This window comes from bacterium (assembly GCA_035945995.1).
Taxonomy (GTDB): Bacteria; Sysuimicrobiota; Sysuimicrobiia; order Sysuimicrobiales; family Segetimicrobiaceae; genus DASSJF01.
Genome location: DASYZR010000163.1, coordinates 23,501 through 39,178, shown reverse-complemented (window position 1 = coordinate 39,178; position 15,678 = coordinate 23,501). Strand labels below are relative to the sequence as shown.

14 protein-coding genes are annotated in these 15,678 nt (G+C 71.1%); 11 read left to right on the top strand and 3 right to left on the bottom strand.

The features are described from left to right. Nucleotides 1–30: 30 nt before the first annotated feature. Together mutM and VGZ23_19265 are read right to left on the bottom strand one after the other, a co-directional pair. On the bottom strand, nucleotides 31–819 hold the full coding sequence (gene mutM / locus VGZ23_19270; GenBank protein ID HEV2359735.1) for a DNA-formamidopyrimidine glycosylase: 789 nt from the start codon (nucleotides 817–819) through the stop codon (nucleotides 31–33). Nucleotides 820–829: 10 nt separating this feature from the next. Beyond that, nucleotides 830–1,261, bottom strand: coding sequence for a hypothetical protein (locus tag VGZ23_19265; GenBank protein ID HEV2359734.1), 432 nt, complete (start codon nucleotides 1,259–1,261; stop codon nucleotides 830–832). 177 nt (nucleotides 1,262–1,438) lie between these two features. Here VGZ23_19265 and VGZ23_19260 point away from each other — a divergent pair, with 177 nt between their 5' ends. Beyond that, nucleotides 1,439–2,143 (top strand): class II aldolase/adducin family protein, encoded by a 705-nt coding sequence (locus VGZ23_19260; GenBank protein HEV2359733.1) that lies wholly within the window; start codon nucleotides 1,439–1,441, stop codon nucleotides 2,141–2,143. Nucleotides 2,144–2,160: 17 nt separating this feature from the next. Here VGZ23_19260 and VGZ23_19255 read toward each other — a convergent pair whose 3' ends face one another. Beyond that, entirely contained in the window at nucleotides 2,161–3,639 is a 1,479-nt protein-coding gene (locus tag VGZ23_19255; protein ID HEV2359732.1) for a UbiD family decarboxylase, read from the bottom strand. Nucleotides 3,640–3,767: 128 nt separating this feature from the next. Here VGZ23_19255 and VGZ23_19250 point away from each other — a divergent pair, with 128 nt between their 5' ends. From VGZ23_19250 to VGZ23_19205, 10 genes are all read left to right on the top strand, one after another. Further along, the gene (locus VGZ23_19250; GenBank protein HEV2359731.1) at nucleotides 3,768–4,868 is read left to right on the top strand and encodes a cupin domain-containing protein; all 1,101 of its coding nucleotides are present in this window, start codon (nucleotides 3,768–3,770) and stop codon (nucleotides 4,866–4,868) included. Nucleotides 4,869–4,875: 7 nt separating this feature from the next. Then, nucleotides 4,876–6,354 carry an ethanolamine ammonia-lyase reactivating factor EutA gene (locus VGZ23_19245; GenBank protein HEV2359730.1) on the top strand — a complete coding sequence of 493 codons (1,479 nt, stop codon included), beginning with the start codon at nucleotides 4,876–4,878 and terminating at the stop codon, nucleotides 6,352–6,354. Nucleotides 6,355–6,465: 111 nt separating this feature from the next. Continuing rightward, nucleotides 6,466–7,251 (top strand): FadR/GntR family transcriptional regulator, encoded by a 786-nt coding sequence (locus tag VGZ23_19240; GenBank protein ID HEV2359729.1) that lies wholly within the window; start codon nucleotides 6,466–6,468, stop codon nucleotides 7,249–7,251. Further along, nucleotides 7,248–8,519 carry a CoA transferase gene (locus VGZ23_19235; protein HEV2359728.1) on the top strand — a complete coding sequence of 424 codons (1,272 nt, stop codon included), beginning with the start codon at nucleotides 7,248–7,250 and terminating at the stop codon, nucleotides 8,517–8,519. Before VGZ23_19240 ends, VGZ23_19235 begins: the two co-directional genes overlap by 4 nt. Then, entirely contained in the window at nucleotides 8,516–9,727 is a 1,212-nt protein-coding gene (locus tag VGZ23_19230) for a CoA transferase (protein ID HEV2359727.1), read from the top strand. The genes VGZ23_19235 and VGZ23_19230 overlap by 4 nt, the downstream gene beginning before the upstream one ends. Before the next feature lie 46 nt (nucleotides 9,728–9,773). Further along, a complete protein-coding gene (locus VGZ23_19225; protein ID HEV2359726.1) occupies nucleotides 9,774–11,336 on the top strand; it encodes a UbiD family decarboxylase in 1,563 nt (520 codons plus the stop codon). Between the two features lie 40 nt (nucleotides 11,337–11,376). Continuing rightward, nucleotides 11,377–12,381 (top strand): HoxN/HupN/NixA family nickel/cobalt transporter, encoded by a 1,005-nt coding sequence (locus VGZ23_19220; protein HEV2359725.1) that lies wholly within the window; start codon nucleotides 11,377–11,379, stop codon nucleotides 12,379–12,381. Further along, nucleotides 12,378–14,156 carry a thiamine pyrophosphate-dependent enzyme gene (locus tag VGZ23_19215; protein ID HEV2359724.1) on the top strand — a complete coding sequence of 593 codons (1,779 nt, stop codon included), beginning with the start codon at nucleotides 12,378–12,380 and terminating at the stop codon, nucleotides 14,154–14,156. The genes VGZ23_19220 and VGZ23_19215 overlap by 4 nt, the downstream gene beginning before the upstream one ends. After that, nucleotides 14,153–15,166, top strand: coding sequence for an amidohydrolase family protein (locus VGZ23_19210; GenBank protein ID HEV2359723.1), 1,014 nt, complete (start codon nucleotides 14,153–14,155; stop codon nucleotides 15,164–15,166). Before VGZ23_19215 ends, VGZ23_19210 begins: the two co-directional genes overlap by 4 nt. Then, on the top strand, nucleotides 15,163–15,660 hold the full coding sequence (locus tag VGZ23_19205) for a hypothetical protein (protein HEV2359722.1): 498 nt from the start codon (nucleotides 15,163–15,165) through the stop codon (nucleotides 15,658–15,660). Before VGZ23_19210 ends, VGZ23_19205 begins: the two co-directional genes overlap by 4 nt. Nucleotides 15,661–15,678 lie beyond the last annotated feature (18 nt).

Genomic DNA, 15,678 nt, shown 5'->3' with positions numbered 1-15,678 from the left:
GACAAAATTCTCTGCGAATGACGGTCCCTCTCAACGCTGGCAGCGCGGACAAAAGTACGTAGTCCGTCCCGCGATCCGGGCGACGCGCAACGGACCCCCGCACCGGGGGCAGACACCCCCCGGCGCCCGAACCGCCAGCAGCGTCCCCTCGGCACCGCGGCGGCGTGACAGCGCGCGCACGGCCCGCCGCAGGACGCGCCGGATCGACCGGTAGAACGCCCCAATCTCGAGCGGCCGCAGCGTGCGAATCTGCCGCGCCGGATGGAGGCGCGCCTGATAGAGGATCTCGTCGGCGAAGATGTTGCCGATGCCGGCGATGAGGTCTTGACGCAGCAGGAGCGCCTTGAGCGCCCCGCGCCGCCCGCGGAGCAGGGCGCGCAGGCGCGCCGGCGTGAACGCGGGGTCGAGCGGCTCCACGCCGAGCCCCCGCAGCCCCGAGACCGTGTCGAGCGCCCGGGCGCCGACCAACTCGACGTGCCCAAACCGCCGCTGATCGACGAAGCGAAGCTCGTCGCCGTCGAACCCGATCATGAGGCGCGTGTGCGGCCGGAGGGGGTCCGTCCTCCGCACCACGGCGATGTCGCCCGTCATCCGAAGGTGCCCGACGATGACGAGGCCGCCGCTCAGGTGGACGAGGAAGTACTTGCCGCGGCGCCCGACGTCGCGGATGCTCCGGCCGCGCAGGCGCCGGCCGAAGACGGACGGGCGCGGAGACCGGACCACCGACGGGTCAGGCAACGCGACGCGGGTGATGCGCCACCGCAGGATCCGCCGGCGGAGCCGGCGGGCGAGCGCCTCGACGTCCGGGAGTTCCGGCACCCCGCGGTCTTTAGGCCTCGACGGCCGTCCAGCCGGACACGAACGTGCGCACATCTCCCGTCTGGAGATCATACACGTGGCGCCGGATGGCGCCGATGTCGGCCCCGTAGACGTGAATGGCGCCGCCGTCCCGCTGGGACCGATAGCGCACCTCGTGCTCTATGCCGCGATAGATGCCGATGACTCCCCACGTGCCGTGATCGTGAACGGGGGTGACTTGGCCCACGTCCCAGACGGCCGATGCGATGGAAAAGCGTCCGCCGGGCTCCACCCAGATAGGATACAGTACATAGTTGCCGGTCTTCGGCCTGGTGTAGCGGGGATCCAGCACGTCCGGTTCGTTGAGCAGCGACCGCAGGAGCGCGGCCACCTTCTCGGGTACGACCTCTTCGCCGCCGCCTTCGTCGACAACCGTCCGGACCTCCTCAACGAAGCGCAGCATCGGAACCCCCCGCCATTTGGCTTTCCTCCCGGCTCACGGCGTGACGCGGAAGCTACCCGTTGACGCGCTCCGCGTTCGTGGCCCCGCCCCGGACCTCCTCCGGCCCGGGAGGGTCGGGGATCGGCGAGTCGCGCCGGCGGCGCAGGGGACGTCTCGCACCCGCCGAATCCGGTCGCCGTGTCCGACGCCGATCCTCACACGCTCAAGAGCACTCTCGTCACCGCGATCCGGCTGCTGGCCGCGGAAGGGCTCATGGACATGAACGGGCATCTGAGCGCGCGGCTGTCCGGAACGAATCATCTGTTGATCAACAGCCGCCGGGCGGGCCGCAGCACCGTGGGGCCGGAGGACATCGTGACCGTCGATCTCGACGGCCGGCCCGCCGGGGGAGACGGGGAACCGCCGATCGAGACGCCGATTCACACGCGCATCTACGCGGCGCGTCCGGACGTGCAGTGCGTCGCCCATCTCCATCCGGCCGTCGCGACCGCGTTCACCGTTGCCGATCGGCCGCTCGTCCCGGTGTTTCAGTTGGGCGCCATCTTTCCGACGCAGGGCCTGCCCGTATATGACGACCCGGACCTCATTCGCACGAACGAGGACGCCGATGCGGTGGCGCGCGTATTGGGATCCGGCCGTGCGGCACTCTTGCGCGGCCACGGTGCCGTCGTGGTCGCCGACGACATCGAAACGTGCTTCACGACCGCGATCTGGCTGGAGGAAAATGCGAAGCAGCAACTCCTGGCGTCCGCGCTCGGCACCCCGCGGCCGTTCCCCGACGAGGTCGTCCGCCGGGTCCGGGAGAGCCTCTGGCACCGGCCGATCGTCTTGAAGACCTGGGACCACTACGTCGCCAAGAGCCGGCGGGAAGGGATCCTCTAAGGGAGGCGCCGCCGGCCTCAGGGCGCGGCGGGCGGCCCGTCCCCCCGCAGGAGCCACCCCCACCGCTCGCGCGTCTGCCGCTTGTATTCGGGGTCCGGCCCGATGGGAACCGGAAACCGCTCCTTCCACTCCCACGGCCGCGTCGCGTCGATGATGACCCGGGAATTGAAGCCCTTGTGATCCGGGTGAATCGCGGGATCGAGCGGCCCGCTCCAGCACCGGCGGATGATTTCGTAATCGCCGTCCGGGTCCGCCCGCGTCAGCACGGCCCACATCACGTCGTTGAGGTCGGTGATGTCGATGTCCTCGTCGACCACGACCACCATGCGGTTGAGGTAGGCGCCCGCGCGCACCTGCGAGGCGAGCAGTCCGGCCTGCCGGGCGTGGCCCGGGTACATCTGCTTGATGGCGACGATGTACAGGAGCCGGCAGCCGCCGACCGGATGGCAGTACACGCCGGTGATGCCGGGGACGCCGGCATCTTTGAGCGCCTTGCGCAGCAACCCGGACCGGAGATATTTCCGGAAATGGTGCGCCTCGTACGGCGGCTTCTCGGGCGGGCACCCCATGAGGATGGGGTCGTTCCGGTGGTAGATCGCCTTCACGTCGATGACCGGCTCCTCGCGGCTGCCGCTCGCGTAGTAGCCGGTCCACTCGCCGAAGGGCCCCTCCATGAGCCGCGCGTTCGGGTGCACGAATCCCTCGATGACGATCTCCGCGTGCGCCGGCAGCGGGAGCCCGGTGTGCCGCCCGCGGATGACCTCCACCGGGCCGCCCTTCACCGCCCCCGCCCACTCGTACTCGCTCACGCCGAGCGGGATCTCGAGACAACTCGCCAGGAAGAGGATCGGGTCCATGCCGACGATCGCCAGCACCGGCATCGCCTCGCCGCGGCTGAAGTACTTGTCGCGGTGCAGGCGGCCGTGCTTTCCGGGCGAGATGTACAGCCCGGCGCGGTTGCGGTCGTGGATCATCACCCGGTAGGTGCCGAAGTTGATCCACTGCGAATCGGGGTCGCGCGTCACGTCGGCCACCGCGGTCCCGATATACCGCCCCCCGTCCTGATCGTGCCACTTCGGCGTCGGGAACTTGTACAGGTCGATCGCGTCGCCCTCGAGGACGTTCTCGAGCACCGGCCCGTCCGGCACTTCCTTGACCGGCACCGGATCGATGCGATTGAGCCGCTGCTCCCACGCGTCGATCAAGTCGAAGGCGCCGATCTGGGGATCCATCCCCAGCGTGAACGCCAGCCGGCGGCGCGCGCCGAGCGGATTCACGAGCACCCGGTAGCCGCGCGGGTAGCCGGGCACGGCGTCGAACAGCGCGGCCGGTGATTCTTCCGTGTGGTGCAGCATCTCCGCCACGCGGCCGATGTCCTCTTCCCACGAGGCCCCGTCCACGCGGCGCAGCTCGCCCATCTCGTCGACGGCCCGAAGCCAGTCGCGGAGATCGGTGTACGGCCCCGTCCGCCGGCCGTGGGCGATCGTTTGGCTCATCGCCATCCTCCCACCTGCAGCTGCGTACGATGCCACGGGTTCACGTTCATGCCGCGATTCCCTGCTTGGCGGGATGGTATGATGGGCACGTCGGCACGAACCGCTGCAGCATTCGGGAGGGGATGGCGATGGCTGGTGAAGCGCGGATCGCTCAAGAAGACCGGCTGCCGCAGGAATGGCGCAAGAGCGCGTACGAGCGGTGGCTCGAATCCGAGGGCGTCCCCGTCGTCGCGGGCTACGCGGTCCCGGATCTCCGGGAAGTCGCGGTCGCGCCGTGGCCGCGGCTCGAGGCCCGCGGCGCCTATCTCCGGCTGGCCGGCACCGAGGATACGAACAACGCCTATATCGTCGAACTCGCGCCCGGGAAGGGTACGGCGACCGAGCGGCACGTGTTCGAAGAATTCTACTACGTCGTGGACGGCCGCGGCGGCTGTGAAGTCTGGAACGACGGCGGCGCGAAGCAGTCGTTCGAGTGGCAGGCCGGCAGCCTCTTCTCGATTCCGCTCAACTGCTCGCACCGGCTCCACAACGGCTCGGGCCGGGACCGGGCGCGGCTCCTCGGCGTGACGACCGCGCCAATGATGATGAACCTCCTGCACAACACCGACTTCCTCTTCAACTGCCCGTTCGACTTCCTCGACCGCTTCGACGGACGGGCCGGCTACTTCGGGGGGGAAGGCACCCTGTACCCGGGCCGCGTCTGGGACACCAACTTTGTCGCCGACGTGAACCGCTTCCAGCTGCACGAGTGGGCGGAGCGAGGCGCCGGCGGCAAGAACGTGATGTTCGAGTTCGCCAACAACACCCTGTGCGCGCACATCTCGGAGTTTCCGGTCGGCACGTACAAGAAGGCGCACCGGCACGGCCCCGGCGCCCACGTGATCCTCCTCGAAGGCGAGGGGTTCTCGGTGATGTGGCCGGACGGGGCCCCGGACATGACCGACATCCCCTGGCACCCGGGCACGATGTTTGTGCCGCCGGGCATGTGGTGGCACCAGCACTTCAACACCGGGCCACGGCCGGCGCGCTACCTCGCGATCCGCTGGGGCGGCGCCAAGTGGAAGGTGGCCCGCTACCTCGACATTCAGGGCGTGGACAAAAGCAAGAAGGACGGCGGCAACCAGATCGAGTACGAGGATCAGGATCCGCGGATCCATCGCCTGTTCGCGGAGCGGTGCGCGGCGCGCGGGGTCCCCGTGCGGATGGACGCGTTTTCGGTGCGGGTGTAGCGGGGGGATGCACGAAGACGACAATGAGCACATCCATCTCGGCGGCGACGCCGACCCGGCGGTCTACGTCGGCGAGCACATCCGCCTGCGCAGCGCGGGCATCGACATCGGCTCCTCGACGTCGCACCTCGTCTTCTCCGACCTCGTCCTGACGCGCCAGGGGCGGTATCTGTCGAGCCAGTACACGGTCGTGCACCGGGAGGTGTCCTTCCGCTCCCGCGTGATCCTGACGCCCTATGCGTCGCCGTCTCAGATCGATACCGCGCGCATCGCGGCGTTTCTCGACGAGGCGTACCGGGAGGCCGGCCTGGCCCGGTCGGACATCGATTCGGGGGCGGTCATCACCACCGGCGAAGCCGCGATGAAGGACAACGCGGCGCCGATCATTCAGCTGTTTTCGGCGGACGCCGGGAAGTTCGTGTGCGCCACGGCCGGGCCGCATCTCGAGAGCCTGCTCGCGGCGCACGGCTCGGGCGCCGCCGCGATGTCCCGGGAACCGCAGCACCCGACCGTCCTCAACGTGGACATCGGCGGCGGGACCACGAAGTTCGCGGTCTGCCGGAAGGGCGCCGTCCAGGAAACGGCGGCGATCCACGCTGGCGCGCGTCTGCTCGCCTGGGGGCCGGACGGCGTGCTGCAGCGCGTCGAGGCGCGCGGACGCGCGTTTGCCGACGAGGCCGGCGGGGACGCGGCCGTCGGCCGCCGCCCGCCGGCCGAGCTCCTGGACGCGGTCGCGAACCGCATGGCCGATCTCGTCGTCCGCGTCATCGACGGACGGGCGCCCACGAACGGCGACGACGGTCTGTGGATCACGGAGCGCCTCGGGACCCCCGGCCCGTTCACGCATCTCGTGTTCTCCGGGGGCGTCGCGGAGTACATCTACGGGTGCGAGGCCGCGGAGTTCGGCGACCTCGGGCCGCGGCTGGCCCGCGCGATTCTCGCGCGCTGCCGGGGCCGCGTGGTCCTGGAGCCGCGGGAACGCATTCGCGCGACCTGCATCGGCGCCTCCCAGTACACCGTGCAGGTGAGCGGCAACACGATCTTTCTGTCGGACGCGGGCCTGCTGCCGGTGCGGAACGTCCCCGTCGCGGCCGTCCGCGGCCTGGACCGCCCCTCGCCCGACCGTGTCGCCGACGCGGTGCGCCGGGGGCTGCGGCGGCTGGACCTGACGGACGGGCAGGACCGGTTCGCGCTCGCGATCCACTGGCACCACGGACCGCAGTATCCCGCGCTGGCCGCGCTGTGCGGCGGGATCGTGGACGCGCTGCCGGAGACGGTGGCGTCGGGCCGCCCGCTGCTGCTCGTGATCGACGCCGACGTGGCCGGCCTCATTGGCGGGACGCTCAGGGAGGAGTACGGCGTCCGCGGACCGCTCGTGTGCATCGACCAGATCGCGCTGCGCGAATTCGACTACGTGGACATCGGCAGCCTCATGCTCGAACAGAACGTCGTCCCGGTGGTCGTCAAGAGCCTCGTGTTCCACTAGCCGGCGTTCGCCGGAAGGATCGATCCCCGCCGGGCCGCGGCCGGCAGGTGTCGGCCGGCGAAACGTATAAATATCATACATTTCGTGCCGTGCTCACCGGAGGGGCGTTCGATGTTTCAGCCTGTCCGCGCGACCCGGGCGTCCGACGGGATCATCCGCCAGATCAAGGACCTGATCTTCGACGGCCACCTCAAGCCCACCGACGCGCTGCCGTCCGAGAAGGACCTGGCCGGGCAGTTCCAGGTCAGCCGGATCACTGTCCGGGACGGACTGCGCGTGCTCGAATCGCAGGGGCTGATCAACATCAAAGTCGGCGCGCGCGGCGGCGCCTTCGTCGCCCGGCCGAGCACCCTGCCGGTGAGCGAATCCCTCGCCAACATGCTCCGGCTCAAGCAGGCGACGCTGCGACATCTCGTCGAGGCCCGGATCCTCGTCGAGCCCCACGTGGCCGACATCGCCGCGCGGCGCGCGACCGCCGAAGATCTGCGGGCCATGGAGGAGGCGATCGCCGCGGCCCGCGCCGGCCGCGCGGCCGGCGACCGCTACTTCATCCCCACCAGCGTAGCGTTCCACCTGGCGCTGGCGGAGGCGGCGAAGAATCCCGTGCTGTTCTTCACCGTCAACTCGTTCCGGGCGCTGTTCCACGAAGCCCTCGCCGCGCTGCTGCCGGCCGACGACATGGCGGAGCGCGCCGTCGACGATCATCAACGCATTCTCGAAGCGATCCGCGCGCGGGACGGCGAGCGGGCGAGGCGCCTGATGCAGGAGCACGTCTCCTACTTCGCCGCCCGGGTAAGTCCCACCGCAGGGGACGTCGACTCGCCCCGCCCGGCCGCGCGCCCCGGCGCTCCGGTACGGGCGAGGCGGCCGCGGGCCGGCACGGATCCCCGGGTGTGACACCGCGCGTGCCTCAGCCGCCGTCGGGTCCGCTGCGCTCCTACCGGGTTCTCGACCTCACCGACCGGAACGGGTGGCTGTGCGGACGCATCCTGGGCGATCTCGGCTGCGACGTCGTCAAAGTGGAGCCGCCCGGCGGCGATGACGGCCGGTTCGTGGGTCCGTTCGCCGGCGACGAGCCCGACCCGGAGCGCGGCCTGCCGTGGCTTGCCTACAACGCGAACAAACGGGGGATCACGCTGGCCGTGGCCTCGGCCCCGGGGCGGGAGCTGCTGCGGCGGCTCGCGGCGCGGGCGGACTTCCTCATCGAAACGTTTCCGCCCGGACACCTCGACGCCTGCGGCGCCGGCTATCGCGACCTCCGGGCGCTCAATCCCCGGCTCATCGTCACCTCCATCACGCCGTTCGGCCAGAGCGGGCCGTACGCGGCGTACAGGGGCACGGACCTGGTCGCGATGGCGATGAGCGGCTTCATGTCGCTCGTCGGCGAACCCGGCCGTCCCCCGCTCCGGGTCTCGCTGCCCCAGGCGCCGATGTGGACCGGCATGTACGCGGCCGCCGGGACGCTGACCGCGCACTACCATCGCGAGACCACCGGCCGCGGCCAGCAGGTGGACGTCTCGATGCAGTCCAGCCTCTTGTGGGCGCTCGCCAACGCGCCGGCGTACTGGAGCCTGGGGCGCGCCGACCTGCAGCGGGGCGGGACCCGCATCGTGGGGCGCAGCACGAGCGGCGCGGCCATGCGCGCGATCTACCGCTGCCGCGACGGCCACATCAACTTCATTCTCTACGGCGGCGAGGCGGGGCGCCGGTCCAACGAGGGCCTGGTGCGCTGGATGACCGCATCGGGCGAGGCGCCGGAGTGGCTTCGGCACAAGGACTGGGGTGCCTTCAACGTGGCGAGCGCCGCGCAGGACGAGGTCGACGAGATCGAGCGGCCCCTCGCCGCGTTTCTGGCGCGGCGGACCAAGGCCGAGTTCTCCGCCGCGTCGCTGGCGTACGGCATCCTGGGCTACCCGGTGGCCGACGCGCGGGACATCCGCACGGACCCGCAGCTGGCCGCCCGGGACTTCTGGCAGGCCGTGGACCACCCGCGCGACCGCACCGCGGTCACCTACCCCGGCCCGTTCGCCCGGTTCTCGGCGACGCCCGCGGCGATCCGGCGCGGCGCCCCGGGCATCGGCGAGCACAACGAGGAGATCTATCGCGGGGAACTGGAGCTCTCGGGGGACGATCTCGCGCGGCTGCGGCGGGAGGGTGTGGTGTGACGGTGGCCCTCGCCGGCATCCGGGTCGTCGAGTTCGGCGTGTTCGCGGCGGGCCCCACCGTCGGCAAACATCTGGGCGAGCACGGGGCCGTGGTCGTCCGCGTGGAGTCGCGGTCGCGGCCGGACGGGTTCCGCGTTCACTATCCCCCCTACAAAGACAACATCCCCGGGCTCAACCGCACCGGCACCTTCGCCATCTTCAACGACAGCAAGCTCGGCGTCACGCTGAACCTCAAGCATCCGCAGGCGCTCGGCCTGGCCGCCCGCCTGGTGGCGTGGGCCGACGTGCTGATCGAGAACTTCGTCCCCGGCGTGATGGCCCGCAACGGCCTCGGCTACGAGGCCGCGCGCGCGATGAACCCCTCGATCGTCTACCTGAGCTCGTGCAACATGGGCCAGACCGGCCCGAAGGCCGGCCAGCGGGGGTTCGGGTCGCAGCTCACGTCGCAGAGCGGGTTCACCTTTCTCGCCGGCGAGGCGGACGGCGACCCGATGCTGCTCTTCGGGCCGTACATCGATTTCGTGGCGGTCGGGTTCGGGCTGGTCGCGGTGCTGGCCGCGCTCGACCATCGCCGGCGCACCGGGCAGGGACAGCACATCGACCTGTCGCAATACGAGAGCGGGCTGCAGTTCATCGCACCGGCGTTGCTCGAGTACGAGCTCACGGGACGGCTCCGCATGCGGGCGGGGAATCGGAGCGCGCATGGCGCGCCGCACGGCGCGTATCCCTGCCGCGGCGAGGACCGGTGGTGCGTCATCGCGGTCTGCTCGGAGGACGAGTGGCGCCGGTTCTGTGAGACGGCCGGCCACCCGGAGTGGACCGCCGACGCGCGGTTCGCGTCGCTCGCCGCCCGCAAGGCGCACGAGGACGCGCTCGACGCCCTCGTCCGCGGATGGACGTCGGAGCGCGACGCCCGCGAGGTGATGGACGCGCTCCAGGCCGCGGGCGTGCGGGCCGGCGTCGTGAACCGCCTTTCCGACCTGTTCGACGACCCGCAGTTGCGCCACCGGCTCACCTGGCGGGAGCTCGAGCATCCGGAGCTGGGCCGGTTCTCCTACGAAGCGCCGCCGTTCCTCCTGTCGGAGACGCCGGCCGCGTTGTACCGCAGCCCGCTGCTCGGCGAGCACAACGCGATGGTGTACCGCGACATTCTGGGGCTCCGCGAGGACGAGATCGCGCGGTTGACACGAGACGGCGTCATCGAGTGAGCCCCGCAGGGGGACGGCACCCGAGGGCGGCGAGAGGAGGCACGCCATGGCGACGCAGGTGAAGGTCGAGCGCGGCATTCAGTCGCTGCGCGGCACGCTCGAGTGGCTCAGGCAGGAAGGCCTGCTCCTGGAAACGGAGGTCCCGATCGACCCGGACCTCGAGGTCACCGGCGTGCAGAAGCACCTGGACGGCAGCTACCCGCTGCTGTTCAAGAACGTGAAGGGCTATCCCGCCGCCCAGGCGGTCACCAACCTCTTTGCGAACATGGGGATCGTGGACCGGCTGTTCGGCTGGAGCTCGCCGGTGGAACGCACCCACCGCCTTGCCCACGCCCTCACGCACCCGATCCCGCCGGTCGAAATCCCGCAGGCCGACGCGCCGTGCCAGGAAGAGGTCCTCACCGGCGACCTCGACGTGAACAAGCACGTGATCGCGATCCGCCACACGGAGCTCGAGTCCGAGCGGACGATCGGGAGCGGGAACAGCGTCGTGGTCGGGCCCTATTTCCACGGCGGCAGCCACATCGGCTACAACCGGATGAACGCCCGATGGGGGAACGTCTGCACGTTTCAGTCCGCCCCCGGTTCGCACATGTGGCAGGTCATCACCGAGCACTATCACGACGAGCAGCCGATCCCGCTGACGATGTGCTTCGGCCTCCCGCCGGCCGCCACGCTGATCGCCGGCGGCGGGTTCGACTACGTGATCCTGCCGCGCGGCGGCGACGAGCTCGGCGCCGCCGGGGCCGCGCAGGGCGCTCCGATCCGGATCGTCCGGGCGCGGACCGTCGACGCCTGGGCCGTGGCGGACTGCGAGCTGGTCCTCGAAGGCCTGCTCCACCCGCGGGACAAGCGCTACGAGACCGCGGAGGCCGAGGCCGCGGACGTCCAGGGGCGGTTCCCCTTCCACCCGGAGTGGGCCGGCTACATGGGGAAGGCGTACCGCGCGCCGACGTTCCACGTCACGGGGATCACGATGCGGCGCCGCGCGACGAAGCCGATCTTCTACCTGCTCGGCGTGCACATGCTCGACTGCAACAACATCGACACGACGGTGCGCGAGTCGGCGATCTACGAACTGTGCGAGCGGCTGCAGCCCGGCATCGTCCAGGACGTCAACATCCCCTTTTGCATGACCGACTGGGGCGGCTGCATCTTCCAGGTGAAGAAGCGGCTCAAGACCGACGACGGCCACGTCCGCAACTTCCTGGCCGCCACCATGGCCACGAGCCACGGGATGCGGCTCGCGATCGCGGTGGATCAGGACGTCGACATCTACAACATGGACGAGATCATCTGGTGTCTGACGACCCGCGTGAACCCGCGCAACGACATCCTGAACCCGGTGCCGGGCGGCGCCGGCCAGACCTTCATGCCCGAGGAACGGCTCACCGCGGGCGACCGCCAGTGGACCGCCATGAACACCCGCTTCGAGGGCGGCATGGCGATCGACGCGACGGTCCCGTACGGATACGAGAAGGACTTCCAGCGGCCGGTCTACCCCATCCAGACGGTGGGCCTCGACAAATTCTTCGACGCCGAGCAGATTGCGAAGGGCAAGGCCCTGATGCGGGGATGGGTCGAGTTGCTCGCGCGCACCGGACGGTAGGCATGCGGCGGGCGCGTACGCGGCCGGCGGGGGGCCGGGGGTGACGGCGAAGGTCCGGCCGGCGTGGGCGGGCTACGGGGCCGCGATTCTCGCGCTGCACGCCGGCGGGCTGGCGGCCCTGCTCGCGGCGGCCCGGGCGCATCCCGCGCTGCTCGGGATGGGGTTTCTCGCCTACACGCTCGGGCTGCGCCACGCGTTCGACGCCGACCATATCACGGCGATCGACAACGTCGTCCGCCGGCTGGCCCGCCGCGGGCGGGCCGCCCTCGGCGTCGGCTTCTATTTCTCGCTCGGCCACTCCACGGTCGTCTTCCTCATGGCCGCCGCCGCGGTCGCGCTGACGCACGGGACGGAGCAGGCGCTGCCGCATCTCCGCACGCTCGGGGGCCTGATCGGCACCACGGTGTCGGGCGGGTTTCTCATCCTCATCGGCGTGATCAACCTCTTCATTTGGCTCGACATCTACCTCATCTTTCAACGGATGCGCCGCGGCCGCCACGACGCGACGGCGCTCGAGGCCCTGTTGGACTCGCGGGGCCTCGTCATGCGGGCGGCCGCCCCGCTCGTCCGCCTCATCAGCCGCGGCTGGCATGCCTATCCGCTGGGCTTTCTGTTCGGCCTGGGGTTCGACACGGCCAGCGAGGTGGCGCTGCTCGCGCTGGCCGCGGGCGCCGCCGCCAGCGCGCTGCCCGTCTGGGGCGTGCTGGCCCTGCCGCTGCTGTTTGCCTCGGGGATGAGCCTCATGGACACCGCCGACGGCATCTTCATGACCACGGCCTACCGGTGGGCGTTCGCCACGCCGATCCGCAAAGTGTATTACAATCTCACCGTGACCGGACTCTCGGTCGTCGCGGCGCTCCTCGTCGGGGGCATCGAGCTCGCCCAAGCCGCCGCCCAGGCGCTCGGGCTCACCGCCGGCGTCTGGGGCCGGCTGCAGATGCTCGATTTCGGCCGGCTCGGGTACCTGCTCGTCGGGCTCTTCGTGGCGACCTGGTCGCTTTCGTACGGGGCGTGGCGACTGCTGCGGATCGAAGAACGGCCATGACACACGGAGCGGAGCGCGGCGCGGGACCGGCGTACGGGTCCGACCTGATCGTCGACGTGCTGCGGGCGCTCGGCATCGAGTACGCCGCGCTCAACCCCGGCGCGACCTTTCGCGGCATTCACGACTCGGTCGTGAACTACGGCGGCGGCCTGGCCCCGGGGCGGCCGGCGCTCATCCAGTGCTGCCACGAAGAAATCGCGGTCGCGATCGCGCACGGCTATGCCAAAGCGGCCGGCAAACCAATGGCCGCGATCGTCCACGATCTCGTCGGCCTGCAGCACGCCAGCATGGCGATCTACAATGCCTGGTGCGACCGGGTTCCGATACTGGTCCTCGGCGGCACCGGGCCCATGGCCGTCGAGCGGCGGCGGCCCTGGATCGACTGGATCCACACCGCGCTCGTGCAGGGCCAGGCCGTGCGCGACTACGTGAAGTGGGACGACCAGCCGGCCAGCCTCGGGTCGATTCCCGAAGCGCTCATCCGAGGCTACCGGATCGCCACGACCGAACCGCAGGGCCCGGTCTACGTGTGCTTCGACGCGGACCTGCAGGAGACGACGCTCGACGAGCCGATCGCCATCCCCGACGTCGCGCGCTACGCGGCGCCCTCCCCGATCCAGGCGGCGCCGGCGGCCCTCGAGGAGGCCGCGGCGCTGCTTCGGCGCGCGGAGCGGCCCGTGATCGTGGCGGAGTACGTCGGCCGGAACCGGGCCGCCGCCGCCGCCCTCGTCCGCCTCGCGGAACTCGCCGCAGCCCCCGTCATCGACGGGTACGGGCACGGCCGGTTCAATTTTCCGACCACCCATCCCCTCGACCTCACCGGCGCCGAGGCGGAGATCTTGGGCGAGGCCGACCTGATCCTCGCGCTCGACGTCGTCGACCTGCAGCGCGCGCTCGGGACGGTGGATCGCACGACGCGCCGCGCGCGCCCCCTGATCGGCGACGCCGCCCGCGTGGTGCACATTTCGCTGAACGAACCGGCGGCCCGGTCGTGGGCGCAGACGTACGGGCGGCTGCATCCCGTGGATCTGCCGATCCTCGCGGACACCGCGGTCGCCCTTCCGGCGCTCGCGACGCTGCTGGAAGCGGAGCCCGCCGGCGGCGCCGCGCACCGCGCGCGCGCCGACCGGCTCCGGACGCGCCACGAGGCGCTCCGTCGAGAGGCCCGGACGCGCTGCGAGGAACGGTGGGAAGACCGGCCGATGTCGCCGGCGCGGCTCGCGGCCGAGATGTGGGACGTGCTGCGGGACGAAGACTGGGTGCTCGCGAACGGCGGCCTCGACGGCTGGGCGCGGGATCTGTGGGAGTGGACCCGGCCCGAGCAATACCTCGGCGGCAGCGGCGGGGCGGGACTCGGCTACGGCGCGGGGGCCTCGATCGGCGCCGCCCTCGCCTACCGGGGGACCGGCACGATCTGTCTCGACCTGCAGGCCGACGGGGACCTCCTCTACACCCCCAGCGCCCTGTGGACCGCGGCGCACCACCGGCTCCCGGTGTTGTTCGTGATCTGCAACAACCACTCGTACGCGAACGACGAGCACCATCAGACGCTCATCGCCCGCGCACGGGGCCGTCCGGTGGAGAACCGGACGGTCGGCATTCGGATCGACGATCCGGCCGTCGATTTCGCCGGAATGGCGCGCGCCTTCGGCGTGGAGGCCGACGGGCCGATCGACGATCCGTCGCTCCTCGGTCCCGCGCTCCGGCGGGCGGTCCGCGCCGTCAAGGACGAGGGGCGGCCGGCGCTGCTCGACGTGGTCATCGCCGTGACATGACGGCGAGCCAAGACCCGCGGACCGGGCCGATGGTCGTCGACGTGCAGCACCACTTCGTCCCGTTCGAGCTGGTCGAGCGGCGCGGATTCGGCGCCGGCGAGCGGCGCAACCTCATCGAAGGCGGCGTGCCGAAGCTCACCCTGCACAACCGCCTGTACGATCTCGATCTCCAGTTGCGGGACATGGATGCGGCCGGCATCGATGTGGCGGTCCTGTCCTGCAACCTCGGGTGGGATGCGCCGCTCGACGACTGCCGGCTGATCAACGACCGGGCGGCGGAGCTCCAGCGCCGGCATCCGGAGCGGTTCCTCGGGCTCGCGCACGCGCCGATCCTCGAGCCGGCCGGGCTCGCGGAGATCGAGCGCGCGGTCCAGGATCTGGGACTGCGCGGCGCCACGATCACCTCGCAGGTGAACGGGCTGCCGCTGGACGCAGACGCCCTGGTCCCCTTCTACCGGCTGGCCTCCGCGCGCGGCCTGCCGGTCTTCGTTCATCCCGCGCAGCTCCCCGCCGGCTACCCGTTCTGCGGCGATTACGACCTGGCGCGGATCCTGGGACGGGAGCTTGACCTCCAGCTGGCCGTCACCCGCGTGATCGCGGGCCGCGTGCTCGAAGAGTTCCCGGAGCTCGTGCTCGTCTTCGCGCATTTCGGGGGCGGCATCGCCGCGGTCAAGGAGCGCCTCGTCGCCAAGGCGGGGCGGTTCGGCACGCTCCGCCGGCCGTTTGCGGAGTCGTTCGACCGGCTCTACTTCGACACGGCCGGGTTCGAGGGAGGACCGGGCGCGTTCCGGTGCGCGCTCGAGACGATCCGGCCGGACCGGCTGGTCTTTGCGACCGACTACCCGCAGGACTTCACCGGGGCCACCACGCAGACCGGCAAAGGCGTCGCCGGGATTCGCGACTACGCCGCCCTGATCCGCGACGCCGGGCTGCCGCCCGAGACGGCGGAAGGCATCCTCGGCGGGACGGCGGCGCGGCTGCTCCGCCGCGTCCGGGGAGTCGCGCGGTGACCGGCACGACGCTCTGCTCCCGGCTTGCCCGCGCGCTCGCCTCCGGCGTTCCCGCCATCCTGGTCACCGTCGGTGCCGACGGGTGGGGACATGCGGCCATGACCTGGGCCGTGGCCCTGGCCCCCGCCCAGGGGGCCCCGGCTGCGGCCCGGCCGCGGGCCAGGGACCGCGTGCGATTCATCGCCGACCGCGGGAGCGCGACCGAAGCGAACCTCGCCCGGACCGGCAAGGCGGCGCTGCAGGTGATCGGCCGGGATGATCTCGTCGCGCTCATCAAGGGCCCGGCCCGGGAATGCCGCGGGCGCGTCGCCGCATCCCCGTTCGCCATGGCGATGTGGGAACTGGCGGTCGCGGAGATCAAGGATCAGGCGTGGCCGCCGGTCGCGGTGGCACCGCTCGCGTACGAGTGGCGGGGCCCCGACGCCGGCGCGCTCAGGGCGATCGAGCAGGCGGTCCTGGCCGAGCTGCGTGACTGGCCCGGCCCCGACGGCTGAGGCCGATGGACGACGCCG

Bases quoted from the DNA above. Each gene is read 5' to 3' on its own strand.
- VGZ23_19225 (HEV2359726.1), top strand. From the start codon at position 9,774: ATGGCGACGCAGGTGAAGGTCGAGCGCGGCATTCAGTCGCTGCGCGGC.
- VGZ23_19245 (HEV2359730.1), top strand. From the start codon at position 4,876: ATGCACGAAGACGACAATGAGCACATCCATCTCGGCGGCGACGCCGAC.
- VGZ23_19250 (HEV2359731.1), top strand. From the start codon at position 3,768: ATGGCTGGTGAAGCGCGGATCGCTCAAGAAGACCGGCTGCCGCAGGAA.
- VGZ23_19240 (HEV2359729.1), top strand. From the start codon at position 6,466: ATGTTTCAGCCTGTCCGCGCGACCCGGGCGTCCGACGGGATCATCCGC.
- VGZ23_19210 (HEV2359723.1), top strand. From the start codon at position 14,153: ATGACGGCGAGCCAAGACCCGCGGACCGGGCCGATGGTCGTCGACGTG.
- VGZ23_19255 (HEV2359732.1), bottom strand. From the start codon at position 3,639: ATGAGCCAAACGATCGCCCACGGCCGGCGGACGGGGCCGTACACCGAT.
- VGZ23_19265 (HEV2359734.1), bottom strand. From the start codon at position 1,261: ATGCTGCGCTTCGTTGAGGAGGTCCGGACGGTTGTCGACGAAGGCGGC.
- VGZ23_19215 (HEV2359724.1), top strand. From the start codon at position 12,378: ATGACACACGGAGCGGAGCGCGGCGCGGGACCGGCGTACGGGTCCGAC.